Annotated in this window: 25 protein-coding genes; 6 read left to right on the top strand and 19 right to left on the bottom strand. The window is 66.4% G+C overall.

Annotated elements, in window-relative coordinates:
* The first annotated feature begins 766 nt into the window (after positions 1-766).
* A complete protein-coding gene (locus VFW04_18400; protein HEX5181308.1) occupies positions 767-1,177 on the top strand; it encodes a hypothetical protein in 411 nt (136 codons plus the stop codon).
* Positions 1,178-1,344: 167 nt separating this feature from the next.
* Here the strand turns inward: VFW04_18400 and VFW04_18395 are convergent, their stop codons facing one another.
* The 3 genes from VFW04_18395 to VFW04_18385 all read right to left on the bottom strand — a co-directional run bounded on the left by VFW04_18395 (position 1,345) and on the right by VFW04_18385 (position 2,275).
* Positions 1,345-1,482: a hypothetical protein gene (locus tag VFW04_18395; GenBank protein HEX5181307.1), complete on the bottom strand. Its 138-nt coding sequence runs from the start codon at positions 1,480-1,482 to the stop codon at positions 1,345-1,347.
* Positions 1,483-1,745: 263 nt separating this feature from the next.
* Positions 1,746-2,012 carry a hypothetical protein gene (locus VFW04_18390; protein HEX5181306.1) on the bottom strand — a complete coding sequence of 89 codons (267 nt, stop codon included), beginning with the start codon at positions 2,010-2,012 and terminating at the stop codon, positions 1,746-1,748.
* A 77-nt stretch (positions 2,013-2,089) separates the two neighbouring features.
* On the bottom strand, positions 2,090-2,275 hold the full coding sequence (locus VFW04_18385; GenBank protein HEX5181305.1) for a hypothetical protein: 186 nt from the start codon (positions 2,273-2,275) through the stop codon (positions 2,090-2,092).
* A gap of 464 nt (positions 2,276-2,739) precedes the next feature.
* On the opposite strand from VFW04_18385, the gene VFW04_18380 reads away from it, so the two are divergent.
* Complete coding sequence (locus tag VFW04_18380; GenBank protein ID HEX5181304.1) at positions 2,740-3,963, top strand: hypothetical protein; 1,224 nt, start codon at positions 2,740-2,742, stop codon at positions 3,961-3,963.
* A gap of 205 nt (positions 3,964-4,168) precedes the next feature.
* On the opposite strand, the gene VFW04_18375 is transcribed toward VFW04_18380, so the two are convergent.
* Complete coding sequence (locus VFW04_18375) at positions 4,169-5,077, bottom strand: LysR family transcriptional regulator (protein ID HEX5181303.1); 909 nt, start codon at positions 5,075-5,077, stop codon at positions 4,169-4,171.
* Between the two features lie 133 nt (positions 5,078-5,210).
* On the opposite strand from VFW04_18375, the gene VFW04_18370 reads away from it, so the two are divergent.
* Positions 5,211-7,706: an ABC transporter permease gene (locus VFW04_18370; protein HEX5181302.1), complete on the top strand. Its 2,496-nt coding sequence runs from the start codon at positions 5,211-5,213 to the stop codon at positions 7,704-7,706.
* Between the two features lie 17 nt (positions 7,707-7,723).
* Here the strand turns inward: VFW04_18370 and VFW04_18365 are convergent, their stop codons facing one another.
* Complete coding sequence (locus tag VFW04_18365; GenBank protein ID HEX5181301.1) at positions 7,724-8,029, bottom strand: DinB family protein; 306 nt, start codon at positions 8,027-8,029, stop codon at positions 7,724-7,726.
* Between the two features lie 54 nt (positions 8,030-8,083).
* Positions 8,084-8,587: a GNAT family N-acetyltransferase gene (locus VFW04_18360; GenBank protein ID HEX5181300.1), complete on the bottom strand. Its 504-nt coding sequence runs from the start codon at positions 8,585-8,587 to the stop codon at positions 8,084-8,086.
* A 545-nt stretch (positions 8,588-9,132) separates the two neighbouring features.
* Between VFW04_18360 and VFW04_18355 the strand changes: the two genes are divergently transcribed.
* The 3 genes from VFW04_18355 to VFW04_18345 are packed head-to-tail and all read left to right on the top strand — an operon-like array spanning position 9,133 to position 11,632.
* A complete protein-coding gene (locus tag VFW04_18355; GenBank protein HEX5181299.1) occupies positions 9,133-10,449 on the top strand; it encodes an ABC transporter permease in 1,317 nt (438 codons plus the stop codon).
* Positions 10,422-11,255 carry an ABC transporter permease gene (locus tag VFW04_18350; GenBank protein ID HEX5181298.1) on the top strand — a complete coding sequence of 278 codons (834 nt, stop codon included), beginning with the start codon at positions 10,422-10,424 and terminating at the stop codon, positions 11,253-11,255. Before VFW04_18355 ends, VFW04_18350 begins: the two co-directional genes overlap by 28 nt.
* Positions 11,252-11,632, top strand: a complete 381-nt coding sequence (locus VFW04_18345; GenBank protein HEX5181297.1) for a GNAT family N-acetyltransferase — start codon at positions 11,252-11,254, stop codon at positions 11,630-11,632. Before VFW04_18350 ends, VFW04_18345 begins: the two co-directional genes overlap by 4 nt.
* Positions 11,633-11,651: 19 nt before the next feature.
* Here VFW04_18345 and VFW04_18340 read toward each other — a convergent pair whose 3' ends face one another.
* The 13 genes from VFW04_18340 to hisG form a co-directional block, all read right to left on the bottom strand.
* Positions 11,652-12,032, bottom strand: coding sequence for a hypothetical protein (locus VFW04_18340; GenBank protein HEX5181296.1), 381 nt, complete (start codon positions 12,030-12,032; stop codon positions 11,652-11,654).
* 162 nt (positions 12,033-12,194) lie between these two features.
* Positions 12,195-12,935, bottom strand: a complete 741-nt coding sequence (locus VFW04_18335; GenBank protein ID HEX5181295.1) for a class I SAM-dependent methyltransferase — start codon at positions 12,933-12,935, stop codon at positions 12,195-12,197.
* A gap of 450 nt (positions 12,936-13,385) precedes the next feature.
* On the bottom strand, positions 13,386-17,615 hold the full coding sequence (locus VFW04_18330; GenBank protein HEX5181294.1) for a chemotaxis protein CheB: 4,230 nt from the start codon (positions 17,613-17,615) through the stop codon (positions 13,386-13,388).
* Between the two features lie 309 nt (positions 17,616-17,924).
* Positions 17,925-18,410, bottom strand: a complete 486-nt coding sequence (locus VFW04_18325) for a hypothetical protein (protein ID HEX5181293.1) — start codon at positions 18,408-18,410, stop codon at positions 17,925-17,927.
* A 427-nt stretch (positions 18,411-18,837) separates the two neighbouring features.
* The gene (gene hisIE, locus VFW04_18320) at positions 18,838-19,464 is read right to left on the bottom strand and encodes a bifunctional phosphoribosyl-AMP cyclohydrolase/phosphoribosyl-ATP diphosphatase HisIE (protein HEX5181292.1); all 627 of its coding nucleotides are present in this window, start codon (positions 19,462-19,464) and stop codon (positions 18,838-18,840) included.
* Positions 19,461-20,252 carry an inositol monophosphatase family protein gene (locus VFW04_18315; protein HEX5181291.1) on the bottom strand — a complete coding sequence of 264 codons (792 nt, stop codon included), beginning with the start codon at positions 20,250-20,252 and terminating at the stop codon, positions 19,461-19,463. The genes hisIE and VFW04_18315 overlap by 4 nt, the downstream gene beginning before the upstream one ends.
* A complete protein-coding gene (hisF, locus tag VFW04_18310; protein HEX5181290.1) occupies positions 20,249-21,013 on the bottom strand; it encodes an imidazole glycerol phosphate synthase subunit HisF in 765 nt (254 codons plus the stop codon). Before hisF ends, VFW04_18315 begins: the two co-directional genes overlap by 4 nt.
* Positions 21,010-21,549 (bottom strand): imidazoleglycerol-phosphate dehydratase, encoded by a 540-nt coding sequence (locus tag VFW04_18305; protein ID HEX5181289.1) that lies wholly within the window; start codon positions 21,547-21,549, stop codon positions 21,010-21,012. Before VFW04_18305 ends, hisF begins: the two co-directional genes overlap by 4 nt.
* Positions 21,546-22,259: a 1-(5-phosphoribosyl)-5-[(5-phosphoribosylamino)methylideneamino] imidazole-4-carboxamide isomerase gene (locus VFW04_18300; GenBank protein ID HEX5181288.1), complete on the bottom strand. Its 714-nt coding sequence runs from the start codon at positions 22,257-22,259 to the stop codon at positions 21,546-21,548. Before VFW04_18300 ends, VFW04_18305 begins: the two co-directional genes overlap by 4 nt.
* On the bottom strand, positions 22,256-22,852 hold the full coding sequence (gene hisH, locus VFW04_18295) for an imidazole glycerol phosphate synthase subunit HisH (protein HEX5181287.1): 597 nt from the start codon (positions 22,850-22,852) through the stop codon (positions 22,256-22,258). Before hisH ends, VFW04_18300 begins: the two co-directional genes overlap by 4 nt.
* Entirely contained in the window at positions 22,852-23,928 is a 1,077-nt protein-coding gene (locus VFW04_18290) for a histidinol-phosphate transaminase (GenBank protein ID HEX5181286.1), read from the bottom strand. Before VFW04_18290 ends, hisH begins: the two co-directional genes overlap by 1 nt.
* The gene (gene hisD / locus VFW04_18285; GenBank protein ID HEX5181285.1) at positions 23,925-25,235 is read right to left on the bottom strand and encodes a histidinol dehydrogenase; all 1,311 of its coding nucleotides are present in this window, start codon (positions 25,233-25,235) and stop codon (positions 23,925-23,927) included. Before hisD ends, VFW04_18290 begins: the two co-directional genes overlap by 4 nt.
* Positions 25,232-26,092, bottom strand: coding sequence for an ATP phosphoribosyltransferase (gene hisG / locus VFW04_18280; GenBank protein HEX5181284.1), 861 nt, complete (start codon positions 26,090-26,092; stop codon positions 25,232-25,234). The genes hisD and hisG overlap by 4 nt, the downstream gene beginning before the upstream one ends.
* Between the last annotated feature and the right edge of the window lie 226 nt (positions 26,093-26,318).

Here is a 26,318-nt window from a genome sequence, read left to right as displayed (position 1 = left end):
CGAGGTACACGAGATCTACACTCTCGGTCTCCACGTGCTCGCGGAGCACCTGGAGATTGTCGCCGTAGAAGAGGTGGTTCTTGGCCATGCGAGGGAGACGACGACCGGCATGCCTGGCGAGTAAAATCGCCTATCGCGCGGCGAACCAAGGGGATGGCCTAACGCCGCACCTTTTGCCGACCCGCGCGTGGCGAGCAGGCACGTGGCGATCTCGGCACCGACGAGCACCACAAATACCAGCCCGCACAACGCCCAGATTCCACCACGACCATCCTTGTGGACGCCGCCGGCGATGTACGCGCTCTGCCCGAAGCGGGCACGCCCTCATCCACCTCCGCTTCAGGTTCCCGAAGAATTGGGAGGTGCTCCGGGAGCACCTGCGTCAGGGCGGGAGCTGCTCGGCGTGGGAAAGCGGCGCCGACTGCGTCAGAGGCAGGGGCAACACGAGCTCACTGCGCTGGCGGGGGCGGGACTGGTCCGGCGGCGGGGCCTAACACGAGACGCGTGGTGAGAGCATCTCACGCTGAACCCTGCGAGCCTCACAGCGCGCTGGGGCGAGGCAGCGCCGCAGCGTATCGCCGTGGGCGACTACCCAATCGGGCTCGACCCAGCAGTGCCAGTGCTCGCAGCAACGCAAGACTGATCGATTGACGTGGTAACGAGCTACCCATCTGATGCGTCGAACCCGGGGATCCGCGCGTCGCGCGGGACGAAATCTGCCTCGATGCCAGTCAGACGCGGATTCACTCAAACAGATAAAGACCGAATGCCAGAGACCTTCTCTCAGAACGTCGAGCGAAAACTCGCGCGCTACATGGCGGAGAATCCATCGACAACTGCGGAACAGCGGATGGGGATGGCGCATATCTTCGCCGCGACGGAGCAGGCCGCGGAAAGAAAGCGGCTAACGCAGGACGCCGGCGAGAAGCTGGCCCGCTTCTTCGAGGAGCACCCGCCAACCACTGCTGCCGAAGTCCGTCTAGCGGCCCAGTTGATAGACAGTGCCATAGCCATGGGTGAAGGTCCTGATTACCTACTACGTACTCTCGAACGCGCCGAAGCCGAAGCACGAAAAACAATGAAGCCCGAGGAACCGCGCAGCATCCTGGCAGTCTGCGCCAACATCATTCTCTTGCTATTATTCTTAGCATTGGGCATCCACGCCCTGCTCGGCTGATTTTGTCATGGATTGCCAGGTCTTAGAGTTCGGCGAGACTGCGCAGCACCTCCGCGTTCCACCCGAGTGCATGCGCGACCGCTCGGCTGCGTTGGCGAGCTCTTCGAGTTCCTGAGGCGTCTGATTTGCCATTGTATTAGGTGTGAAAGGTTGGGACTGTGGATGCGTTAGAACTCGATGCGCTTCCCGAACAGCACCGTGTACTGAACCACCCGCTCCTCTTCTTGCTGCGGCGCGTCCGCCCAATACTTCTCGCGTTCCCGATCGCGCTGCCCCAGCTCCTGCTTCCCGAGCCAGATCAACATCGTGACGTTGCCGTCGAGCGCTGTCTGCCACTGAGCGCGGCGGAGAGAAGCTTTGGCGGCATCCCGCTGTCTTTTTATTAGTGTGCCAAAACTCCGCCACAGCGTGCGAAGTCCAATTGAGTAGCCGGCCGCTTCTAGGCCCGCGTGTATTTCCTCCGCCGAACAGTGGTAGGACGCCAGCGTTTCTAACAGCGCCTGCGCTTCCCTTGGCAGTGTGATGCGTGGTCGACCGGGTCGACGTTTCGCGTTGTCGATCATCTCTATCAATCTGCGTGGCCGAGCGTGGCGATCCGATCTGCGATTGCCTGCGCAAGGATGGCGCGTTGCCCTCGCTGCTCCTCGACCGTCGGCGGCGGCGCGGGTTTCGCCCGTTCACGCAACTCATCAGCGTATCGCCTGAAGGCGAGCTGTTGATTGAGCTCACATTCCGCTTTGCGGGCCTCGAACTCAGCCTGTACCTCACGCGGCAAGGGGTTCTCAGGCGGCATCGGGTTTTTTCGCACAAATGCGGTTCCTCGCATCCATCGCATCTGCATTGCTCCTCTGTTTGGGTCGGTGTTGCGGGTCCTCGCGTGACGCCGCTGCATCGGATAACTGCGTTAGCCCCTCATTGCGGCAAGAGGACGCCGGCGATCGGGGAGAATCCCGACGCGCTGCGCGAACGCAGGACGGCTACCATCTCGTCGGTAAACTGCTCCGCGTCGCGGTCCCCGGCGTTGATATGGATGTCGCCCTGGAGCACGACCGATCCGCCGACGCCCGCGGTCATCGCGGCGGCGAGCTTGTCGGCCATGTGCTGAATCGACTACTTGTGTGAACGCTGTGTGAACTCGGCCCGGCAACGGCCGACATCCGAGGCAGGGAATCCGGGCAGATCGCGCAGTCCGCTCTATGAAAAGCGGCATGGCGCCGGACTTAGCCTCTACCGTGTTTCGCCTGGAAAGCGTGTGGGGTGTAACAGCCCTCGCGAGTTCGAATCTCGCCCCATCCGTTAGGCCCGCGCGTGACCGTCAACATTGACGCGTGCGCCAACAAGTGCACGGCTTCGGCGCGATCGTGCTTCTGTAGCCGAGCTGGCGGGTGGTCGTTGGTCGGACGCTGCTAGGGGTCGCTGTCAATCGCTTGCCCTTGACACTGCGGCATGGAAGCGGCACCGTCGGGGCCATGCGCGGTGGAGTCTCCGATGCGGCCGTGCGTCCGGCTGGATTGCCCGTCCACCCTCGCCAGCCCCTCCCGTCCACCCTCGCGAGCCTTTCCATGACTCTCCGACTAGCCTCGACGCTGGGATTCGCCGCCTTGCTTGCGGCGTGCGCAAATGGACCCTCGAGAGAATCGAGAGGCGGCCCGTCGCGCTACCTCTACGTGTGGGCGGGAACCGGGACCCGCACGGCGCCCGGCAGAGACATGATCACCGTCGTCGACGCGAATCCGTCGCATGCGTCATACGGCACGGTGCTGGCGGCGCTAACGGTGGACTCGAGCGGCCTCATGCCGCACCACACCGAATTCGCCGCGCCTGCCCGCGGCGCGCTGTTCGCCAACGACTACTTCGGCGACAAGTCATTCCTCATCGACTTCAGCAGTCCGACTACACCGCGTCTGGCGGCGCGGCTCGATCGCGTGCCTAACGGCCGACGGCTGCACTCGTTCGCGCGGCTGCCTAACGGGCACGTGGTGGCGACCGTGCAATTCGGCGACAGCGCGGTACCTGGCCAACCAGGCGGCATCGCCGAATTCGACGCCGACGGCCATCTCCTGCGGACCAGCTGGTCTCGCGACTCGACGTATCCCGGCGCGCGAATCCGCACCTACGGCATCACCCTGATTCCGTCGCTCGATCGCATCGTGACGACGAGCGCGCCGATGGACAGGGAGCGCACCGCTGACGTCGTGCAGGTATGGCGGCTGTCCGATCTCAGGTTGCTCAAGACACTCGCCGTCCCGCGCGTGCCCGGAGATTCCGCCGAAGAACATCCGTTCGAGGTGCGAACACTCGGCGATGGGTCAGTCATGATGAACACGTACCACTGCGGGTTCTTCCACATCACCGACTTGGGCGGCGATCCGACGATCGCGCGCGTGCTCGCCCTTCCCGAACCTCGAGACTTTGGTTGCTCGGTGCCGGTGCTGGCCAGCCACTTCTTGGTGATGCCCATTGCGTACGCGCACCGATACGCGACGATCGACATCGCCGACCCCGATCATCCGAAGGAGATTGCATCGCTGTCGACCGACACCACCTTCTTCCCCCACTGGGCGGCGCTCGATCCGGGAAGCGACCGCGTCGTGTTCACGGATCAGGGCGACGGAAAAGCACAGGTGAGGGTCGCCCATCTCGATCGCACGACGGGCCGGATGTCGTGGGACGAGGGATTCAAAGATGCAGGCGCTGTGTCGCCCGGCATCAGCTATGACCGGGCGAGCTGGCCGAACGGCGTCAAAGGGATGGCGATGCCGCACGGAGCGGTCTTCGTGCCGTAACGGCCGGCGTCCGCTCCGCAGCGCTATCACGACATCTCGGCCGCCGGGCACCGGGCGCTGGCGATAGGTATCGAGCACTATCGGACGATGGGCGGCCTCATACTGAAGCGCGGCTTCGCGTCGCGACGCAGCGTGCCTGGCACCGATGAACAAAGAACCCCATGCGTCCTCTCGCAGCACCGCGCCGGGCCGCGATGGCAAGCGGTTACCGAACGACGCGATCTGCGAAGTGGCTTCGAAACTCCTGCTCGAGAAACGCCGCCGCGGATTGGAGGCGGCGCAGCTGGGCGGCTTGCACGAACACGATCGACGCCTCGATGCTGACGCCGGATCGCGCGACACGCTCCAGCCGCCGGCGCTTCGGATGCGAGGCGAGAAATCGCGAGGGGATGAGCCCGAGGCCCATGCCGCTCGCCACGAGAGACACTTGCATGTCGATATTGTTGATCGCCGCGGCCACTTCTAACGGAGACCCGAGTTCGCGCAACCTCGCCTCGAGTGACGATCGAATGAAGCACCCGGGCGGGTTGAGCACCCAGCGTTCGTCGAGCGCGGGCTCTTTCGACTTGCCGCTCCGCCGCGGGCGAGGTTGCGGCTCCCTCGCTTTGACCAAGACCAGTCGTTCTGTGGCCAAAACGCTGCTGGCTAAATCGCCGGGTATCGCGTCGTCAGCCGAGAGGAACGCCAGTGCCACGTCGAGTTCGCCGGTGCGCACCTTGTCGATGAGCTGTTGCCTGAGATCGGTGCTCAACACCGGTTGAAGCCCGGCGAAGCGACTCGTTAGGCGCTGGATGGGCGCGACGAGACTCGGTTGCGCGAGCGCATGCGACAATCCAATGCGGAAGATTCCGCTTGGCTCGGCGTCCGTCGCGCCGCTCGCCTTGAGGTCGTCCATCATGCGCAGCATCTGCCGCCCGCGTTCGAGCACCGCGCGGCCTTCAGTGGTAATCCGCGCCGGCTTCACGCGGCGATCGAGCAGCGGCGTCTTCAACGCCGCTTCGAGGCGCTGGATCTGCCGGGTGACCGCCGACGGCGTTAGGAAGAGCCGTTCGGCCGCCCGCTGCAACGACCCCGACTCGGCCAGGACGACAAACGCCCGCATCTCGTCGAGCATCACAAGCTCTCAGTTGCTAGTCGAGCAATATGATATTGCAAAAATTGCATTTGACGCAAGCAGGAATCTGCCCTAACTGTTCGTTCACCGCCGCGCGCACGACGAATCGCATTGACCAACGCGGGAGACGTGGATGACACGCATTCTGTCGGAGCTTGGCCAGGATGTTCGTTACGGGTTGCGCATGCTGGCCAAGAAGCCCACACTCGCGATCGTGGCCGTCCTGACGCTGGCGCTGGGCGTCGGGGCCAACACGGCCATTTTCAGCATCGTCGATGCCGTGTTGCTGCGATCTCTGCCGTACCGCGATCCCGATCGCCTGGTACGCGTCTTCTTCAACGAGCCCGGTGTTGGTTTGCGGGACGTTCGGTTCTCCGAGCCGGAACTGGAGGACCTGCAGACGCGAGCGGGCGTATTTGAAGATGTCACCCCGCTCTACGAGGGTAGCGAGGATGTGACTGGCGCCGGACAGCCCGAACGTGTCGAGGGAGTCAACGGCGGCTTCAGCTACTTTTCCCTGCTCGGTGTGACCCCGCAACTTGGACGGTTGTTCGGTCCGAAGGACTTTGCGCCTGGTTTCGCTTCAGAGGTCGTGATCAGCGATGCCTTATGGCGTCGCGCTTACGGCGCCGATCCGAAGATTGTTGGTCGCATCCTGCGGCTCGACAATGATCCGTTCACAATCATTGGGGTTCTGCCGCCCGGATTTCGTCATCCTGGACCGACGGTTTCCGGCGACGTGGACGTGTTTGGCGCCGCCGGATTCATCGGCGACCCTTTTCCCAAGCCGGCGCGTGGCACCCGGATTCTACTCAATGGAATCGGACGGCTGAAGCCTGGCCTAACGCTAGCGCAAGCTCAGGCGCGGCTCACGACCATGGCTGCCGAATTACGCCGCGCCTTCCCCGGCGATTACCCGCCGCAGGCGCAATGGACGATCGAGATTCAACCATTGCAGGAAACGTTGGTGGGAAACGTTCGGCCCATGCTACTGGTGTTGCTGGGTGCGGTCATCGTGATCGTTTTCATCGTCTCGTTGAACATCGCCAATCTCCTCTTGGCGCGCGCGTCGGGACGACACCACGAGGTGGCGCTGCGGCTGGCGCTGGGGGCGAGTCGCGGCCGCTTGGTGCGCCAGATGCTGACCGAGTCCATGCTGCTGTCGCTCATCGGCGGTGCCGTGGGAATCGGGACCGCAGTGGGTACCCTGGGGTTCATCGTGCGCTTCGTACCATCGAACGTGCCTCGGCTCAACGAAGTACGAATCGACTGGGTGGTCCTGGCGTTCGCTCTGCTGCTTTCCATTCTCACCGGCGTGGTGTTTGGACTTGCCCCCGCGCTTCATTCGGCAAGAGTCGCTCTCGCGTCGGCCAGTCGCGAAGGCGGTCGCGGGTCCGGCTACAGCGCGAAGACCGGCCGAATGCGCGACGTGCTCATCGTCTCTGAACTGGCATGTGCGGTCATGCTCATGGTAGGAGCGGGTTTGTTGCTGCGTACGTTGCGGGATCTGTTGCAGGAAAATCCAGGGTTCAATCCGACTCACGTTGTGACGGCGAACATACAGCTGCCGAGTCCTAACGAAGCAGAAAACGACCCGTATCTCGATGTTCCTCGCAGAGCCATCTTTGCTCGTGAGGTGCTGCGGCGCATGAAGACCATTCCGGGAGTGGAGCTTGCCGGAATCACTTCAGCGCTGCCGAGCACCAATACCAATCCCAACGCGGTCGGTGGCGTGACGAATGAGGGCTTTGCGATTGAAGATCGACCGGGCGAGTCGTTGCAGGATCTGCGCGCCGAGAGAATTCGTATCAGCCCCGATTATTTCAAGGTGTTGCAGGCGCCGCTCCTGCGCGGCCGATCGTTCACCGAGCACGATGAAGATGGCAAACCGCTGGTGGCCATCATTGATGAAAGCACGGCTCAGAAGTATTGGCCCAACCGCGATCCGTTAGGCCGCCGAGTGCGGTTCAGACGAGACCCAACCAAGCCGTGGACGACCATCGTGGGTATCGTGAAGGATATCAAGAGTGACGGTCTCGATATCGATGGCGTCCCCCACATCTACGTTCCGAGCTATCAAGACTCCAACAGGCGACTGAGCGTAGTCTTGCGGACGTCGCTGCCTGCGGCCGCGCTCGAACCGCGGATTCGGCGCGAAGTCCAAAGCATCGATCCAGGCTTGCCGGTATTCGGTGTTGCTTCGATGAATGACGTCCTTGATCGGTCACTGGCGTCACGCCGCTTTTCTGCCGACCTGGTGGGCGGATTTGCCGGACTGGCGGCGCTTCTGGCCTCGATTGGAATTTACGGCTTGTTGGCCTACATGGTCGGCCAAAGCTCGCGCGAAATCGGTATCCGTATGGCCCTGGGCGCGCGGCGGGAGGACATTCTCCGAATGTTCTTACGCAGGGCGGTGGTGCTTGCTGGCGCGGGCGTCGTTGTCGGATTGGTCCTCGCCGCATTGTCTGCCTCGGTGATGGCCAGCTTGCTCTATGGAGTGCGCCCCCACGATCCGGCCGTGTTTCTGATCGTGCCGCTCCTGTTATTTGCCGTTGCCGTTCTCGCCAGCTACCTCCCGGCGCGGCGCGCGACGAAAGTGGATCCGGTGCTCGCGTTGCGCGAGGCATGAACTCATCGCCTATCGAGTCAATGCACCGATGACCGCGAGATGATGGTCATCGTGCTCCGCGACAAACTCCGCGAGGTCGATGAGCCCGTGAAGTACTGCTTGGCGCGGCGCAGCCATAGTGGTTCGAGTTCGAGCAGATGCCCAACGTTCTCCTGCGCCGACCAACGACCCGACTGCACTCGCGTGAAGCGTTCTGCCGGCAGGTCGCGCGTGCGCTCATCGAGTCGTGCGGGTGTTCCGCGGAGCCGCTCGAGCAGGTTCGGAAAGCGGCTCGCCGGCAAGGCGAATGCAAACGACCGTTGAAACCACTTTTCCGTTTCCATTAATAACCTCGCCTTGAACCAATCATCAGACAGTTTCTTCGGTGATTGAGCCAATTACGGTTCTCGTTTCACCGTTTGATTGCGGTTCAGGTCATTGACGACCAACTGCTTTTCGAACCAGTGATGTGCGTACGGTTCGGCGTTGAATGCCTCGACTTCGACGTATCCAGCGCGTCTATACAGATGGATCGCCTCATGCAAAGCCCGGTTAGTCTCCAGGCGAAGGACCGTGGCGCCGGCCTGGCGAGCGTGCCGTTCCAGCACCGTTAGCAGCTGTCGGCCAAATCCGAGCCCACGTGCCGATGCCGCAATCCACATTCTTTTTAGCTCAGCGGGTTCGTTCTCGTGAAATTTCAGCGCCCCGCAGCCGACAGGTCTGCCTTGGAGGCGCCCCAGAATCAATAGTCCCGAAGGCGGTGTGAGTTCCTCAGGGTGGGCCGAGCGGCTGATCGCCGGATCAAAGCCCTCATCGAACCGGCTGTTGAGTTCCGCAAAGAATTGATCGAGGCACCACCGTGCGTCTGGCGTAGTCGGGGGTTCGATGCCGAAAGTTATCATCGATGCTCTCAGCACCCGCTCGACCTGGCGGCATCGCGGCCGTTAGGCGCGGCCCCATGTAAGCCGTCTTCAGCACGCCCGTGGCGGGATCCGTGCTCGCTCGTGACCGCGATTGCACCTCCCATGGCCAAATGGGTACTTGCAGAACCGTAATGCGTCAAATGCAAGCTTAGCACTATGATATTGCTAGCATAGCACAATCGAACGGGGTTGGAGGAGCGCTGCATTTCGCGGCGCGGCGCCGGCGAGTACAGGTTCATCGATCGCCCGACCACGACCGGATGTGCAGTTGATCACGTGCCGTGGTGACCCGCTTCGCTATCGACGAGTTGTTCAGCGTGTGGATCGGACTGTTCGGTACGCCCACTGAACCGGGAGCGTGTCGCACTTCCGTCGTCGGAGGAGCCAGTGCGAAAACTCTTCACTCGGCACCATTTCGCGGTCGTCGCCTCTGCAACCGAGCGACCGCAGCCCGCACCGCCGCTGAATGACTCGCCGCAGGCGGGAAGGTGGCAAGACTTCGGGGCTCAGGCGCACCGAGTCGCATGACGCAGGTCCCGGCGACGCGCCCGTGGAGCGGCATCCTCACCGATATTCGACTGGCCGCGCGCACACTCCGACGACAGAAGCGCTTCTGCGCGCTCGTCGCCGCGACTCTTTCGTTAGGCATCGGAAGCGCGACCGCGGTGTTCGGCATGGCCGATCGGCTGCTGTTGCGCGCGCTGCCCGGCGTGCACGACGATGGCCGCACCGACTATCTGCGCTTCACGACGCCAACCGGCGATGCCCTCGGCATCACCACGCCGGAATTCGACGCGATCCGGCGGGACACGAACCTGCTCCACGGCATCTCGTCCTACGGCGCCGAGACGTTTGGCGCCTCGTACGCGCAGGTGCGCGGCGTCCACGCGCAGACGGCGTTCATCTATGGCGACTACATGGATGTGCTCGGCGTACGCGCCGAGGCCGGCCGGCTCCTGCACGCGGCGGACACGCGATTCGACGCGGATCCGATGCGCGCCGTGCTGAGCGAGCGCATGGCCATCCAGTTGTTCGGTACTGCATCAGCCGCCGTCGGGCAAACGTTTTACCTGAGCGATCAGCCGGTCACTGTGTTCGGCGTGGCCGCCGATGGATTTGCCGGCGCCGAGCGGGATGCGGGGGTCGACGTCTGGCTTCCACTCGCCGCGTATGCACCGCTCGTCGGTGATCCGATCGACCGACTGCGCGGCCGCACGGGCGCGCCCCATTACTTGCTCCTCGTGCGCGCGAAGCCCGGTGCCGGCCGTGCCGCAGTGGCGGCGCAGCTCCGGCAGCTCGTGTCGCGCCTCGCCGTCGAGGAACCGCAATACGATCGCGACAACCGGTTGGGACGCGCGACGCCCGCGCTGTCGGATGGGATCGCACTACCGTTGGACGCTCGCCCGCGCATCGAGAGCGTACTGCGACTCCTGGCAGGCATGGCTGGCCTCGTTGTCGTGATCGCATGCGCGAACGCCGCCAACTTGCTTCTCGTGCGGAATGTGACCAGACGCGGTACCGTGGCCATGCAGGGCGCGCTCGGCGCGTCGCCGGGGCGAATTGGGCGAGAGCACTTCATCCAGAGCATCCTGTTAGGCACCCTTGGCGCGCTCGGCGGCATCGCGGTGGGCTGGACGATTTCCGCGATCTTTCGCGGTCAGCATGTCCGCGACATATCCGCCTTCGCGGGATTCCCGCTCGACGGTGCCATCGTGGTGTTTGCGGCGCTGAGCGCCATCGTCACCGCGGCCCTGGCCGGCACCGTGCCGGTGTTCTGGCCGGCCACTTCGATCTCGACGCTGCGCTTCGGGCCGTGGACACCCGGCACAGTTCAGGCCTAACGGTCGTTCGGCGGGTCCTGACGTCCGCGCAGCTGGCTCTCACCTCGACGTTAGGCGTCGGCACGCTGCTGCTCGTGCGAACCCTGCACAACCTGACTGCGGCCGATACGGGCCTCGACTTCCGCGGCGTCGCGTCGTTCTGGCAGTCGCACCGGGTGCATCGGTCGCGGGTCGACGATGATGTGCTCGCTCGGCGCATGCTCGCCGCGCTCGACGCGCTGCCGGGTGTGCGAGCCGCCGTCGGCCCGCCCGATCTCGACCAGGCTGGAGCGAAGGCGCGCGTTGGGCCGCGTGGGGCGCCGCCCGACCAACGCGTCGAGGCGCGCGTCGTTCCCGTTACAGCGGACTGGTTCGATATCTTCCGTGTTGCCGCGGCGCACGGCCGCCTCCTAACGGTCCGCGACTGGAAGGACGGTCCGCCGTACGACGTGGTGTTGACGGCGTCGTTGGCGCGCAAATTGTTCGGCACTGACGACGCAGCGGACCGCACCCTCGACGGCGTGTTCGGCCGGCCCGCTCTGCGTGTGGTCGGGATACTCCGCAATCTCGCGGGCAATCACGCGCCCGACACGCCGAAGGACATCGCCTTCGTGACCTACGACTATCCACCGGCCGGCAGCGATGGATTCAGCGTGGTGCTACGCGCATCGCATCCGGATGCCGCGCTCCGCGCGCAAGTGCGAAACGCGCTCGCGCAAATTTTCCCCGACCAGACGATCGAGCAACCGATGCTGCTGTCGGCCGCCGGAGCGCATCGCGATCAGCGAACGCTCAGTGGGATGGTGCGAAGCTCGCCTACAACCTGAGCCGCATCATCCCGGACGGTTGGTTCTTCGCGACCGATCCGTCGGACCGGACCATCGCCACAGCGATGTGCCTGCACAACTACACGGGCCGCTCGCCCTTCACGGGCGACGTGGGCTGGGTGGCGTGTCATCCGGAGCACCGCGGCCGGCGGCTCGGGCTTTGCCTAACGGCGCACGCGACCCGGCGCTTCCTCGACGCGGGCTATACGGCGATCCAGCTGCACACCGAGTCGTATCGGCTTGCGGCACTCAAGACCTATCTGACGCTGGGTTACGTGCCGTCGATCGCGTCCGATGAGGCGTCAGTCGCGTGGGAGAAGGCGTGCAGGACCCTCCGGTGGCCGTTCACGCCAGACGCCTGGGAGACACCTGCCTAACGCCGAGCACTCGCCAATCTCAGTTCGTCACGACGATCGTGCCGACGAACTTGGGATACAGCGACGGCGGATGAAACGTGCAATGATACGGGAAGCTGCCCGTTTGGTTGAACGTGTGCTGGAAAGTCGCACCAGAAGGCATGAGGCCACCGGAGTCCCAGATGCCCGTGTCGCTCGTGGTGCTGTGCTCCGAGGGCCCGTTGTTCATCCACGTGACCGTGGTGCCGACTTTGACCGTGTCGACGGCCGGCGAAAAACTGAAATCCTGAATCGTGATGTTGGCGCCGCCCATCGGCGTCTGCGGCGGGTTCTTCATGGTGCCGGTGATACCCGAGCTGCTGCTGCCGCAGGCGGCGGCCGCGGCAATGATGCCGATCATGACGACGTGGTACGGGCGCATACGTATCTCCGCGCACGAGGGTGGGGCGCACACGTGGGCGCAACAATCGTTCTTGGGCGGAGGTGCTCAGGTCCTCAGCCGCCGAGGTGCGGCGAACGACAGCGCTGGCAGGGCGGCCGGACAACGCGGCGCGATGAGCGACGCGGCATTTTGTCCGTTAGGTCACTGCCGCACGAGCTCGCATCGGACAATCGATGTCGTGAACTCGCGCGTGGCACGGGCGTGCACCCGCTCGAGTCGCCGGATCGGCACGGTTTCGAGATGCACCAAGTCGAGGGGCGACTGCCGCGCGATGCGCTCGAATCGCGCGATGGTCATCCGATTCAGCCCGCCTTCCACCTCGCTGAACCGCGTTGCGCCGTCCGAGCGGATGCCGGAGCGCCATCGTATGAGCGCCGCTTCGCCGAACACGAGGTGCGCCCACGGGAACACAGAAAAGAGGTGGCCACCGAACGGATGGTACCACGTCGGGCCGAAGCTGGCGAGCACGCGTCCGCCCGTGCGCAGCATCCTATGCATCGCGACGAGCACTGTGGCGGGATCGGCGAAGTGCTCGAAGGCGTCGAGGGAGATGATCACGTCGAACACGGCCGCCGGCGGCTCGAAGCCGAACGTGCACACGTTGTCGACGTGAGCTGCGACGGCGCGCTCTCGAGCCTGGTCGATCACGCGGGGCACGATGTCGAGTCCGAACACGGAGTGGGCGACGGACGCCAGCTCCACAGCTTCGAGTCCGTCGCCGCAGCCGAAGTCCAGGACGTCGCGTCCTCGGCAGTGATCGAAGATGGCGGGGCCGAGGAGCGCGGCCAGTTTGCTCCGGTCGGCGTAAACGCTCGACGAGGTGCGTGCGGGTTCGGACGGTGCGATGCGCCGTAGCACACGATACTGCAGGCTGGCCAGCATGCGGCTCCGTGTCGGGTGGGCATGCCCCGACCGGGCTAATGATAGGTGGGCTGGGCGGTTCTGCAAGGCTCTCCACGAGGCACGGTGCAGCCGACACGCGCCGCCGGGCTCATCCGTGCCGACTTCGCGGCCGCGCCGACGGCGCGGCTCCAGCGACTCGCGCCGTCGTGCGTTCGCCAACCGCGCGTTAGGCGGAACCCGCGCGGCTCGCGCCGACGCAGGCCTCGCGCCCGAACAGCGCCGAGCCGGCATGGACCGAGTCGTACTGCTCTGCCCAGCGCCGAATGACTGCCGCCGCCTCACCGGCGCTCAGATGACGTTCTCGTCTGAGGCGTGGAAGGGCCAGGACCATGCTCGTCACCCCCCGGGCGCGAATCGAGTCAAGGAGCGCAAAGCATGACGCGTCGTGTGGTGTGACAGTCATGAATCCTTCCCCGGCAGTGTTGTGGGTCAAACGCCAGCGGCGGTCGCAGGTGCGCACCGCGGGAGGCGGAAGCTGAACACGGAGCCCTCGCCCACAATGCTCGTCGCCGTCAGATCGCCTCCCATCTCACGAGCAAAGCTGCGGCTGATCGCGAGGCCGAGGCCCGTGCCATCCGCCTTTCGTGTGAGCGTACTGTCGAGTTGCACGAACGGCTGGAAAATGAGGTCCAGCTTGTCATGCGGGATGCCGATGCCCGTATCCGCGACGCGGATGACGACGTCGACGTCGCCCGGAACGCACGCGACCGTGATCCGACCGCCGGCCTCGGTGAACTTCATTGCGTTCGAGAGCAGGTTGAGGACAACCTGCCGCACGCGAGCTCCGTTGCCGCGCACGCGCACCGCGGCGTCGCATGGCGCATACTCGTATTGCAACTCCTTCCGCTGCATCTGGACGTGCGCCAGCACTGCGGCCTCGGCGAGCACCTCGTGCACCGAGAGGTCGGTCAGCTGTAGCTCGACGCGCCCCGCTTCGATCTTGGCGAATGCAAGGACGTCCTCGATCAGGCCGAGGAGGTGTCGCTGACTTTCCTCGATGTGCCGAAGATGCTTGCGTTGGGCATCGGTGACCGGGCCATTGATCTCCAACTGCAGGATCTGCACGTACCCCAGAATCGCGTTGAGCGGCGTGCGAAGCTCGTGGCTCATCGTCGCCAGGAATTCGCTCTTGGCGCGGTTAGCCGCTTCGGCCACGAACCGCGCTCTCGACATGTCTCGATAGTGTACGGCCGCCTCGATGGCGAGCGTGGCTCGGCGCGCGAATTCCTCGGCAACCGCGAGATCATCCTGTGCGTAGCGGCGGCCCGAGCCGGAGCGCGTCGATGCCAGCGTGATGGCGCCGAGGATGCGGGCGCCGGAGCGCAACGGCACGATGAGCAACGATCGAGGATCGAGCGCGCGGATGCGTGCGAGCTCCTCGTCGGCCCACCCACCGGATGCCAGATAGGATGGCGGCACGTCCTCGAGGAGAAGCGATTGACCGGTTCGCAACACATTCGCAACCGGCTCGTTCGCCGCGATCACGGTGGGTCGTGCCGAGGGTCCGCTCAAACCGATCGGGTCGGCCTCGTGGTACACGACTTCGGCCCGCGTCACCATTCCATCGGGCTCGCTGACGTCGACGATGCACCACTCGGCGATTGCCGGGACGGCAATGGACGCAATCGCCTCGATGGTCGCGTCGTACCCGACCGAGACGGCGAACGCGTTGGCCGCATCCGTTAGGAAGCGCTCGCGCCGCTCAAAATCCCGTCGGGCGGTGATATCCTGGATCGCGAGCAGAATGAGCGGCGCGCTGTCGCCCTGGAAGGCGATGAGGCGGGCGTTCAACATGACGACGCGCCGTCCGATGACGGGGAACACGTGCTCGACTTCGATGTCGCTGAACCCCGTCGCCGTCTGCAGCACCTGGTCTAACACGCGGTGCATTCGCGCGACGTTCCATTGTCCGTCGCCTAACTCGAACAGGGACTGCCCGTCGGTCGCGGCGGCCGTGGTCTGGAACATGTCGTAGAACGCTCGATTCGCGCGCTCGACGCGGAAGGAGGCATCGATGACGAGCAGCGGCTCGCGGACGGTTTCGATGATGGCCTCGGCGTACCGGCGCGCCTGGTCGACCCGCTCGGCGTGGTGCTTTCGTTCGTCGATGTCCTGATACACGATCACGGCGCCAGTGATCATCTGCTCCGCGGTCCTGTAGGGTCGGACGAGCATCGAGTACCACCGTCCCCGGGCGTCCCGCACTTCCCGCTCGCGCACGGCCAATGTGTTGACGACTTCACCGATCAGCTTCTCGAGCTCCGGGAGGTCGACATTCGCGTGGAGATCGCCGATGCGCCGGCCGACATCGGTCGGTACGATGTTCATGAGGCGTTCGGCGCCGGCGGTGAAGCGGCGGATGCGCAGATCGGTCCCGACGATGACCGCGGGGATGTGCATGCTGGTGAGGAGATTCGTCAGGTCGTCGTTGAGCGTGGCGAGCTCGCCGTTCCGGGCGCGCAACTCGTCGTTCAGCGTCGCCAGCTCCTCGTTGGCCGACTGGAGCTCTTCCTTCGCCGTCTCGAGCTCTTCGTTCGTGCTCTGCAATTCTTCGTTGGCGGACTGCACCTCCTCGTTCGCCGCTTGCAGCTCGCCGATGGCGACCCCGTGCTCGTCTGCAATTTCCTGGAGACGCCGCTTGGCGGCGTCCAGCTCCTGGGCGATCTCGCCGGCGGCCTCGTCCCGCTGCCTAACGGGAGGGTGCTTGCTCTCGCTGCGGCGACGGACCCGGCGCTCACGGGCGCGCCGGCGTGTTGCGATCGCGCGATCGATGTCCTCGAAGAGAACCACGAAGAACTGCGCCTCGGACGACACGACCTTGAACGGAATGACTTCGAGGTCGACGTAGCGAAGCGCGCCGTCGTCGTGGACCAGGATGCCCTCTGCGCGCACGACATCCGCCTCCTTGCGCGCTTTCCGGATGGCTGCCCGCAGCTCGGAGCGAAGGTCATGCCGAGCCATATCGAGCAGATCGAAGCTGGCTGTGCCAGCGGTCGGCTCGAGATATGCGCCTGTGCGTCCGCGGAAATGCACGACCTGCAGTTGGTCATCCACCACGACGCCGGCGGGAGCGTAGCTGCCGAGCACGATCTGGTCGGCCGCGCGCTGGACTTCCACCGACTGTGGTCGACGTGCGTCTTTCGCCGACAACACGGCGAGCGCGTGCGGTTTGCGGGATGCGGGGAAGTCGAGGAAGTGGGGCCGGCCCGGGGTCTTCTGCCGAGCGTAGATACGAAGGCTCTTGTCGAGCGGTGCGAACATCGCGGACGCAGCGCCCACGGACTCGGAGTTTCCGAGCACCAGAATGCCGTCGGGTTTCAGCGCATAGTGAAAGAGCGCGAGAATCCGTTCGTGCAAGTTAGGCTGCAAATAGATGAGCACGTTGCGACAGCTGATCAGGTCCAACTGGGAGAACGGCGGATCGCTCGTAATGTTCTGCGGCGCGAACACGCAGAGCTCGCGGATGGCTTTGGCGACGCGATATCCGTGCGGCTCCCGGACGAAGAAGCGGCGCAGGCGCTCCGACGAGAGATCGGTCTCGATCGCGTGCGGATAGAGTCCTGCTCGCGCGCTCGCAATCGCCGCGTTGCTGAGATCCGTGGCGAACACCTGTATCGGCGTGCTGCGAGGCGAGCTGCCGAGCGATTCGACGATACAGATTGCGATCGAATACGCTTCCTGGCCGGTGGCGCACCCGGGGACCCATACACGAATCGACTCCTCCGGCTGACGCCGTTTGAGCAATTCGGGGAATATCGATTTGCCAAGGGCGGCGAAGACGTCGGGATCGCGGAAGAACCGCGTGACGCTGATCAGCAAGTCCGCGTAGAGGGCGTCCACTTCGGCGGCGTTGGTGTGCAGCATCTCCGCATAGTCGTCGAACGCGTCCGCGTTGCCCATCACCATGCGTCGCAGGATGCGGCGATGGACGGTGCCCACCTTGTATTGCGAGAAGTCGACGCCCGTTCGTTGCCTAACGAGGTCCAGGATCGGCGCGAGCGCGCCGGGGGATGGTGTGTGTCCGGAGTCCGCCCCGCCGTTGCCGGCAGGGTGCCCGATGCGCGCCAGGTGCGTTGCGATGTCGGCCGGCGGCAGCACGAAGTCCACGCAACCGGTGGCCGCTGCTGCGCGAGGCATTCCGTCGTAGCCGGCCGAGGCCGGATTCTGCGCGAAGGTCATCCCGCCCACGCCCTTGATCGCCTCGAGTCCTAACGCGCCATCCGAGCCCGTGCCCGAGAGGACTACGCCGACGGCATCGCTGCCGTGCACATCGGCTACGGAACGGAAAAATACGTCGATCGATCGCGCCGGACCGCCACGGCGGTCGCGCGGGACGAGCCTGAGATGGCCATCCGCCAGCGTCATCTGGACGCCGGGCGGGATGACGTAGGCATGGTCGGCTTCGATCCGCAGGCCGTCGGTGGCCTGCATCACCGGGATGATCGTCGCGCGGGCGAGCAGGTCGGCCAGAATGCTTTCGTGCGCGGGATCGAGGTGTTGAACGAGTACGTACGCGAGTCCGGTATCCGCAGGGAGTTGGCCGAGCAACTGCGTGAGTGCATCGAGGCCGCCCGCCGAGGCTCCCACCGCGACGACACGAACGCGAGGCGCGTGGTGCGTCTGGCTTGCGTCCGCGGTGACGACGTTCGTCGCCGTCACTGGGCACACGGCATCGTTAGGAGGGACCGCTCGGCGCATTTCGCCGGCAGACCGGGTCCGATGAGCGACCACGAAGGGATGGTAACCAAACGATGCGCCATCGCAAACTCCCGGTTGCAGAGGCGTCGCCAGAAGCGCCGGTGAGTTCTAGATGCGGCCTGTCGCAATCTGGTGACCATTGCGACACCCTGCATTACTTCGACGTGCGATCCTGTTTGTCAACTTGTCGCGCGACTCCTGACGCGGTGCGCGAAGCGGCGAGACCCGACCGGGCGTGTTGCGTGCCCGGTCGTAGTCCGTCCGGCTGCGTTAGGGCGTCGGCGGTGCGAGATTTCCGCAGGCGACGATGGTCTCTCGGTTGCCGGCCGAGGCACGCACGCTCACAAAGAAATTGCCCGCGGTTGGCGTCTCGACCGGGATCGTAGCAACCGCGGATCCATGGCCGTCGCCCTCGATTTTCACCGGCTGATAGGATTCCGCCGCACCAAACACTCCATCATCGGCGCCGCATTGGCCGCGGTGCACGGCCCACGGGTGGACGCCGCCGGGCGCCGCGTTCGCGATGTCCAAGGTGATTGTCGTCTTACCGCCGGCCGCGCTTGGCGCCATGGTGGCCGACCCTTTCATCTGCACGGCGCCTGCGAGATCAGCCGGGCTGGCGAGGTTCGCGTGCCAACGCGAGTTGAGGTTCACGTCGCCGTTGCTGACTTCCACTGCATGCTGATGGTGGAACGGATTACAGCCACACACTGCGAGCGCCATGGCGGCGAGGGTGAGGTATTGGCTGGTGCGCATAGACCCTCCGAGTGGGAGCGTGCTCATGAACGAGCATTTTCAATCGCCGTGACGGCAGTGCTCCGTCTCGCGGGACAGGCCTGGAGTCGGATTGGCCAAGCGACCAATGAATAGTACCACACATTGGTCATTTGGTCAATACGCAATGGCGGGTTCGGGTCGGCGGCGCACGCGTTTCCGCGCCAGCTGGCTGCCGACACGCCGACTCTCGATCGTCGGAGCGTGCCTCACGGCGTTCCGACGCACGTCCCTCGGAGGGCCGTTAGCTCTGCTGCGCGGCTGCCGGTCCTTCAACGGGTCGCCGGACCCGGCCGATGGCCGGGACGAACCGTCAAGAGCAAGCATTGCCCAACCGTTAGGCCGCTTCCGGTGGGCCGCAGCACGCGGGAGGGATCCGGAGAACGCCATGAGCGATCCGAATCGCCGCTCACGGCGCACGGCCTTCACGCTCGCGACGTGACAGGACCGTACGCACCTCATCGAGGCCCACGCCCAGCGCCCGCAATGCGACGAGCGCGTGATACACAAGGTCGGCGGCCTCGGCCGTCGCGCGCTCCGCGTCGCCGTCGCCTAACGCAACCACCAGCTCGGCGCACTCTTCGCCGAGTTTCTTGAGGCGCAGGTTGCGGTCGGTGAGAAGGCGGCGCGTGTAGCTTGGCGACGGGCCCGAACGGTCCGCGGCGCGTGACGCAATCACGGCATCCAGCGAAGCGAGCGCGTCCGCATCGACCGCCGCGCCGCCGAAACAGGATGCGTCACCGGTGTGGCACGCAGCCCCCGTCGAATGCACGCGCGCGAGCACCGCATCGCCATCGCAATCGGCCGACAGCGACACCACGCGCTGCACGCTGCCGCTCGCCAACCCCTTGTGCCACAGCCCGCGTCGCCGCGAGTGATAGTGCATCTCCCCCGTCTCCAGCGTGCGCTCGAGCGCGACACGATCGGCGAACGCGACCATCAAAACGGCGCCGGTCGATGCGTCCTGCGCGACGACCGTCACCAGTCCGCCGCCCTTCTCGAAATCGAGCGCATCGAGATCGAGTGGACGCGTCATGGTGCTTCACCGGAAACAGGAACGTCGAGCAGCGCGCGCGCCTCGTGTGCGAGCGCCGCGTTCGTGGCCACCGCGCTCGAGCCGAATGGCGTCTCGCGGCCGGCGCAATCCGTGAACACGCCGCCGGCCTCGCGAATCACCGGGAAGAGCGCCGCTGCATCCCAATCGGCGAGCACGCCGTCGATCATGACTTCGGCGCGTCCGGTAGCGACGAGGAAATAGCCGTAGCAATCGCCCCAATCGCGCGCCAGTGATGCGCGCGCCGCGAGCGTCCGCCAGCCAGTTAGGCGCTCCGGCGTACGCGCGAAGCGGTGGTCGGTCGTCAGGACGGTCGCGTCCTCGATCGCGCGCACGCCCGACACCCGGCAGCGCGCGCCGTTCCACCACGCGCCGAGCCCGACGGCGGCCGAGACCAGCTCGCCGAGCGCGGGGAAGCACGCCGCGCCGGCGAGCACCCGCGTGCCGTCGCACACCGCCACGAGCGTTCCCCAGAGCGGCACGCCGCGCACGAACGATCCGGTGCCGTCGATCGGATCGATGATCCATCGGCGCCGCGATTCCCGCCTAACTGCAGCGAGCTCCTCGCCGACGATGCCGTCGTCCGGGAAGCGCGCGATGATCCACTCGCGCGCCTGCTGCTCGGCCGCCCGGTCGGCAACGGTAACCGGTGAGCCGTCGGTCTTGCGCTCGATCGAAAGCCGCGAATTGAAGTATCGCAAGGCGGTGGCGCCGGCGGATCGCGCGACATCGCTCACCGCCTCCAGGAGCAGCGACCGGTCGTCGCTCATACGGCGTCCCGAACGCAAACGTTGCCGTTGGCCAGCGCGAGCTTGATCGCATCGACGGTCGTGCCGCCGTCGTGCAGGATGCCGGCCACGAGCGCGGCATCGGCGCCCGTGTCCGTTAGCACACGGCGCACATCTTCCGCCGAGCCGGCGCCGCCGGACGCGATCACGGGAACCGACACGGACGCCGCGACCGCCTGCGTGAGTGCGAGATCGTATCCGGCGCGCGTGCCGTCGCGGTCGATGCTCGTGAGCAGGATTTCGCCGGCGCCGCGCTCGACGCATTCTCGCGCCCACGCGATCGCGTCGCGCCCCGTCGGCGTCGTGGCGCCTCGAACGAACACTTCCCAGTGATCGCGCGTGCGCCGGGCATCGATGCTCGCCACCACGCACTGCGCACCCAAGTGCGCGCTCAACTCGGTGAGGAGCGCGGGCCTCGCCACGGCGGCGGTGTTCACCGCGATTTTGTCGGCGCCGGCGCGTAAGGCCCGCGATGCGTCGTCGACAGAACGAACGCCGCCGCCCACTGTCAGGGGAATGAAGAGGACATCGGCCGTGCGGCGTACGCAGTCGAGGAGCGTCTCGCGATCGTCGAGAGCGGCGGACACATCCAGGAACACGATTTCATCCGCGCCCGCCGCTTCGTACTCGGATGCGAGCGCGACCGGATCGCCCATCGCGCGCAAGCCGGCGAACCGAACGCCCTTCACCACGCTGCCGCCGGCGACGTCGAGGCATACGATCACGCGTTTGCGCAGCGTCATGCGTCCACCTCCAGCGCCACTGCTCCTTTCGTGCCTAACGACATGCCGGTTTCGACCATCGCGTCGCGCATCGCGAGGCCGAGTGCCTTGAACGCTGCCTCGACGATGTGATGCCGGTCGCGTCCGCGGAGCACGCGCAGGTGCAGCGTGATCCGCGCGTGCTCGGCGAAGGACCGCATCCAGTGATCGTAGCGGACGCTCGGCAATGGGCCCTCGTAGTACGACCGGCCGCCGGCATCGAGCACGCATTGCACGAGCGCATCATCCATCGCCACGGTGCGGTCGCCGAAGCGCGCGGCCGTTTCCGAGCGGCGAGCGGCAACGGCGGCGCCAAGCGTGATCGCGACGTCTTCGCTCACGTGGTGGGGCAGATCGCCCTCGGCGCTGACACACACGCCGAGCGCGGCGTAGCGGGCGAGGGTCACGAGCATGTGGTCGAGAAACGGAATCGTCGTCGCGATGTCGACGGATAAGTCGTCCGTCGAGATCTCGACCCGCACGGTGGTCTCGCGCGTCCGGCGTCGTGCTGTGGTCATTCGTGAAACTCCTCCTGGACGGCGCGCGGATCGAGCGCACCGGTGTAAAGCGCCATGCCGATCACTGCGGCGGCGGCGCCGGCTGACGCGAGCGAGCGGAGGTCGCCCATCGTCGCGATACCGCCTGCGGCGATCAGCGGATGCGGCGTCCGCGAGGCGACGTGTTCGACGAGCGGCACATCGGGGCCGTCGAGCCGGCCTTCCGCGTGCACCGCGGTCACGAGCACGCCGCCTAACGCGAGCCCGTCGAGCGCGGCGATGGCATCGCCGACCTGGAGCCTCGAGCGCCGGGCCCAGCCGTGCGTGACGACCGTGCGGTCGCGCACATCCAGTGCGACAATGAGACGGTACGGATGCCGGCCGGCGAGCTCGCCGAGCCATTGCGGATCATCGATGGCGCGCGTCGCTACCACGACGTGAGCGGCGCCCGCTGCCAACAGCTGGTCGGCGCGCTCGGCGGTTCGTATCCCGCCGCCAACCTGGACGCGCGCGCGCCCGTCGGCCAGCAGCGCCTGCACCGGCATCGCGTTCCCGCCGGTGCCTAACGCGGCGTCGAGGTCGACCACGTGCACGCGGCGAAATCCGGCGTCGACCCATCGGCGCATGACCGCGCACGGATCGGGAAGGCGCACGCGCTCGTCGTCGAACGAGCCGCCCACCAGCTGCACGCACGCGCCATCGCGGACATCGATGGCCGGAATGGCGATCATGCGGACAATCCGGCGAGAAAGGCGTGCACGAACTGGACACCGGCGAGCGAGCTCTTTTCCGGATGGAACTGCACGCCGACGGTGCGGCCGGCGCGGACGACGGCAGGGAACCGGTCGCGGTCGTGTGTCGTCCACGCGGTGACGAGCGTGTCATCTTCGGGGCGGCACGCATAGCCGTTGGCGAAGTACGCCGTGCGCAGCGGCGCGGCGCGGAACAGCGGATCGCGTGCATCGTCCACGGTGTTCCAGCCGATGTGCGGCACGCGGAACGCCGCGAGACGCGACACGCGTCCAGCGATGACGCCGAGGCCGCGTCCCGGGCCTTCGGTGCTCGCGTCGAAGAGGAGCTGCATGCCGAGGCAGACGCCGAGGGTGGGCAGTCCGGCGCGGATGGCGTCGCGCATCGCGGCGCGCGCCGGCGTTAGGCGCGCGGCCGCCTGGCGAAAGTTGCCGACGCCCGGCAGGACGAGCACGTCGGTGCGCAGCGCGATCAGGGGGTCTCCGTCGATCGCCACCGACACGCCGTCGCCGGCGAGCGCCTTGGCCAGCGAGTGCAGGTTGCCGGCGCCGTAGTCGAAGATCGTCACGCGCATCACGGCAAGACCTCGCGCAGTGCGCCTAACGCCTGGTCGAGCATCGGCCACGGGCCGACGGTCATGCGCAGCGCGCATCCGCCGGTCGACGCGAGGGCGCTGCCGGCCGGTGCGCGGAGCCCCTCGAAGGGACGCACGGCAATCCCTCGCGCGCGGAGCGCGGCGGCGACGGAGGCCGCGTGCGCGACCGGCACGAGCACGAAGTTGGCGTGCGAGGGCAGGGGGCTGCGCCCGAGGTCTTGCAACGCACGAACGAGCGCGCCGCGCATTTCGATGGCCGCGTGGACGCGGGTCTGGACCCAGTCGAGGTCCGTGCCTAACACAGCCAGCGCCGCCCGCTCGGCGAGCGCGTTCGTCTTGTATGGACCGCGGGACTTCTCCACTTCGGCGACGAGCCCGGGATGGCCGATCGCGTACCCGATGCGGAGCCCGGCGAGCCCGAACGCCTTCGACATCGTCCGTACGATGAGGACACGACCGCTGCCCATCGCCAGGTCGACCATGCTGCAGCCCGCGAACTCGGCGTAGGCTTCGTCGATGATCACGACGCCGCGTGCGCGCGCCGCGATGCGCTCGATCGCCGAGCGCGAGAGCGCCGTGCCGGTGGGATTGTTAGGCGAACACAGGTAGACGATGGCCGCATTGGTTGCGGTCATGGCGTCCGCGTCGACGTCGTAGTCGCCGGTCAGGGGCACGAGCACCGGCGCCAGCGCGTTCATGCGCGCGAACGCCGGCATCATGGCGAATGACGGATCCGGAATCGCGATGCGGTCGCCGGGTTCGGCGAAGGCTCGGATCGCGGAATCGAGCACATCGTCCGAGCCGCAGCCGGTCACGATCGACGCAGGCTCCACGCCGGCGTAGCCGGCGAGCGCGCACTTGAGCGACTGCGCATAGACCTCCGGATATCGGGTCACGGTCGACGAGGCAGCGTCGCGAATCGCGCGCTCCGCGGCTGGCGGCATGCCCCACAGGTTGGTATTGTCGCTCAGGTCGATGGCACACGGGCGGCGATCGGGCGTGTAGAGCGCGAGGTCCGCGTAGCTCGTGCGCGTGCGCAGCGGCGGCGGGGTCACGTTAGGCCTCCGGCGGACCGGGCGGCGATCGCGTGTCCCGGCAGGCCTTCGCCTACCGCGAACGCCGCCACGTCCGGCGCGAGCGCCGCGGCGGCGCGCGCGCTGACGCGCTGATACGTCGTCCAACGGACGAAGTCGAGCGGCGACAGGCCGGAGTAGGACCGGGCAAGACCGCCTGTCGGCAGGACGTGATTGGCGCCCGTCATGTAGTCGCCGAACGCCACGGACGCCGTGGCGCCGACGAACACGGTGCCGGCGTTGCGGACCCGGTCGAGTGCGCTGTCGGCGTCCGCGACGGCGAGCAGCAAGTGCTCGGGCGCGTAGTCGGCGGCAAAGGCGATCGCCTCGCCAAGCGACTCGGCCACGAGCACGCCGCCGTTGTTCGCGAACGCCCGGGCGATCACATCGCGCCGCGGTTGGGCGGCGAGCGCGGCGCCGATGGCGGCCGTTAGGCTCCGCGCCGTGCCGTCGCCGATCACGACGGCGACGACGCACGCGCGCGCATCGTGCTCGGCCTGCGCCAGCATCTCCAGCGCGACGTGCCGAGGGTCGCACGACTCGTCGGCGATCACGAGCAACTCGCTCGGCCCCGCCGGCGAGTCGATCGCGACCGCTCCCGTCACCTGGAGCTTCGCTTCGGCGACGTATGCGTTGCCGGGCCCAACGATGCGATCCACGGGCGGAATGGTGTCCGTGCCATACGCCATTGCCGCGATGGCGCCGGCGCCGCCGACGGCGAACACCCGATCGACGTTCGCGATCGCCGCGGCCGCCAGGACGAGTGGTGAGGGCTCGCACCCGCGAGGCGGCGAACACAACACCACCTCGCCGACGCCGGCGGCGCGCGCCGGTATGGCACCCATGAGGACGCTGCTCGGGTAGGCGGCGTCGCCGCCCGGCGCGTAGACGCCGACTCGCGCGAGCGGGTCCGGCCTTCGCCCAACGACGATGCCGGGCTCCGTCTCGCAGAGGAACGTCTGCGGGCGCATGGCATCGTGCGCATGGAAGATGTTGCGCGCCGCACGGTGGATGGCGCGGCGCAGCCCCGCGTCCAGCGCATCCAGCGCCCGGTTCCACTGCGTTCGCGGCACCTCGAGCGACTCGAGCGACACGCCATCGTAGCGTTGGGCGAGCTCGCGCAGCGCCGTGTCACCCCGGGCGCGCACGTCGGCGATCAGCGATGCCACGCTCGCGCGGACGCCGGGATCGCTGGACGTGGAGCGATCGCACAACCATCGGTACACGGCCGGCGTGAGATCGCGAACGCGTCCGGTGTACCGCGTGGGGACCGCGACGGCGACACTCATGGCATGAGCCTCTCGATGCGCGTGACGAGAATGCCCTCGGCGTCCAGGGCCTTGAGCTCGGCGACGATGCGGTAGACGCCCGACGCCGGCACAACGGCGTGCACCGCGACGTGTTCGCCGCTGTTCATGATGTCGACCACCGTTGGGCCGTTGAGCCCCGGGAGCACGCGCTTGACTTGCGTTAGGCGGGCGCGCGGCACGTTGGCCATGAGGTAGCGCTGGCCGCGCGCCCGCAGCACGGACTCGAGGGCGCCGACGAGGTCGTCGAGCACGCGCCCGCAGTCCGGGCGTCGCGGGGCGCTCGCCGTCACCATGCGCGCCGACGATTCGAGAATCGTGGCGACTTCGTGCAGTCCGTTCACGCGCAGCGTGGAGCCGGTGGCAACGAGATCGACGATCACGTCCGCGATGCCAATGTGGGGCGCGATCTCGGATGCGCCGGACACCGGTACGATTTCCACCGTGCGGCGCGCGGCCGCGAAGAAGCGCGCGGCGACACGCGGGAAGCTGGTCGCGACACGCGCTCCGTGCGGAATCGCTTCGACCGCGCGAATGTCGCTGGCGTCGGTGGCCGCCACGACGAGGCGGCAGCGACCGAACTCGAGATCGGCGAGCGTGTTCAGAGCGCGATCGGACTCGGCGATGAGGTCGGCTCCGGTGACGCCGGCATCCGCGGCGCCATCGGCGACGAACTCGGGAATGTCCTGGGCGCGGACGAAGATGGCCTCGAACAGGTCGCCGAGGGTGGAGGTGAGTGCGCGTTCATCGCGCGCGCGCACGTCGACGCCGGCGTCGCGGAACAGCTCGCGGGCGTCGTCGGCCAGTCGGCCTTTGTTGGGCAGGGCGATTCGTAGCACGGTCGTTGGGCAAACAGAAAAGGCCCGTCCAGAAGTGGACGGGCCTCGAGCGGAGCGTGAATGGTGGATGCTTACCGAGTCATCCGCATGCGCGCTCCGCCGCGACCCGTCGGGCCGTGGTGGTGAAGCGCGTGATGGTGGGTGACGCGGTGAGCGTGCATGGCAACAACATATGCGATGGACGTGCGGGTGTCAAAGTGCGGAGACAAAGAACAAAGACTCGTTG

The sequence above is a fragment of the Gemmatimonadaceae bacterium genome (assembly GCA_036273715.1).
In the GTDB taxonomy this organism is placed as follows: domain Bacteria; phylum Gemmatimonadota; class Gemmatimonadetes; order Gemmatimonadales; family Gemmatimonadaceae; genus JADGGM01.
This window is presented reverse-complemented; position numbering and strand designations above follow the sequence as displayed.

Excerpts from the sequence above, each read along its gene's own strand:
- VFW04_18400 (HEX5181308.1), top strand. The coding sequence starts at position 767 with ATGCCAGAGACCTTCTCTCAGAACGTCGAGCGAAAACTCGCGCGCTAC.
- VFW04_18395 (HEX5181307.1), bottom strand. The coding sequence starts at position 1,482 with ATGTTGATCTGGCTCGGGAAGCAGGAGCTGGGGCAGCGCGATCGGGAA.
- VFW04_18390 (HEX5181306.1), bottom strand. The coding sequence starts at position 2,012 with ATGCGATGGATGCGAGGAACCGCATTTGTGCGAAAAAACCCGATGCCG.
- VFW04_18385 (HEX5181305.1), bottom strand. The coding sequence starts at position 2,275 with ATGGCCGACAAGCTCGCCGCCGCGATGACCGCGGGCGTCGGCGGATCG.
- VFW04_18380 (HEX5181304.1), top strand. The coding sequence starts at position 2,740 with ATGACTCTCCGACTAGCCTCGACGCTGGGATTCGCCGCCTTGCTTGCG.
- VFW04_18375 (HEX5181303.1), bottom strand. The coding sequence starts at position 5,077 with ATGCTCGACGAGATGCGGGCGTTTGTCGTCCTGGCCGAGTCGGGGTCG.
- VFW04_18370 (HEX5181302.1), top strand. The coding sequence starts at position 5,211 with ATGACACGCATTCTGTCGGAGCTTGGCCAGGATGTTCGTTACGGGTTG.
- VFW04_18365 (HEX5181301.1), bottom strand. The coding sequence starts at position 8,029 with ATGGAAACGGAAAAGTGGTTTCAACGGTCGTTTGCATTCGCCTTGCCG.
- VFW04_18360 (HEX5181300.1), bottom strand. The coding sequence starts at position 8,587 with ATGATAACTTTCGGCATCGAACCCCCGACTACGCCAGACGCACGGTGG.
- VFW04_18355 (HEX5181299.1), top strand. The coding sequence starts at position 9,133 with ATGACGCAGGTCCCGGCGACGCGCCCGTGGAGCGGCATCCTCACCGAT.
- VFW04_18340 (HEX5181296.1), bottom strand. The coding sequence starts at position 12,032 with ATGCGCCCGTACCACGTCGTCATGATCGGCATCATTGCCGCGGCCGCC.
- VFW04_18335 (HEX5181295.1), bottom strand. The coding sequence starts at position 12,935 with ATGCTGGCCAGCCTGCAGTATCGTGTGCTACGGCGCATCGCACCGTCC.
- VFW04_18325 (HEX5181293.1), bottom strand. The coding sequence starts at position 18,410 with ATGCGCACCAGCCAATACCTCACCCTCGCCGCCATGGCGCTCGCAGTG.
- hisIE (HEX5181292.1), bottom strand. The coding sequence starts at position 19,464 with ATGACGCGTCCACTCGATCTCGATGCGCTCGATTTCGAGAAGGGCGGC.
- VFW04_18315 (HEX5181291.1), bottom strand. The coding sequence starts at position 20,252 with ATGAGCGACGACCGGTCGCTGCTCCTGGAGGCGGTGAGCGATGTCGCG.
- hisF (HEX5181290.1), bottom strand. The coding sequence starts at position 21,013 with ATGACGCTGCGCAAACGCGTGATCGTATGCCTCGACGTCGCCGGCGGC.
- VFW04_18305 (HEX5181289.1), bottom strand. The coding sequence starts at position 21,549 with ATGACCACAGCACGACGCCGGACGCGCGAGACCACCGTGCGGGTCGAG.
- VFW04_18300 (HEX5181288.1), bottom strand. The coding sequence starts at position 22,259 with ATGATCGCCATTCCGGCCATCGATGTCCGCGATGGCGCGTGCGTGCAG.
- hisH (HEX5181287.1), bottom strand. The coding sequence starts at position 22,852 with ATGCGCGTGACGATCTTCGACTACGGCGCCGGCAACCTGCACTCGCTG.
- hisD (HEX5181285.1), bottom strand. The coding sequence starts at position 25,235 with ATGAGTGTCGCCGTCGCGGTCCCCACGCGGTACACCGGACGCGTTCGC.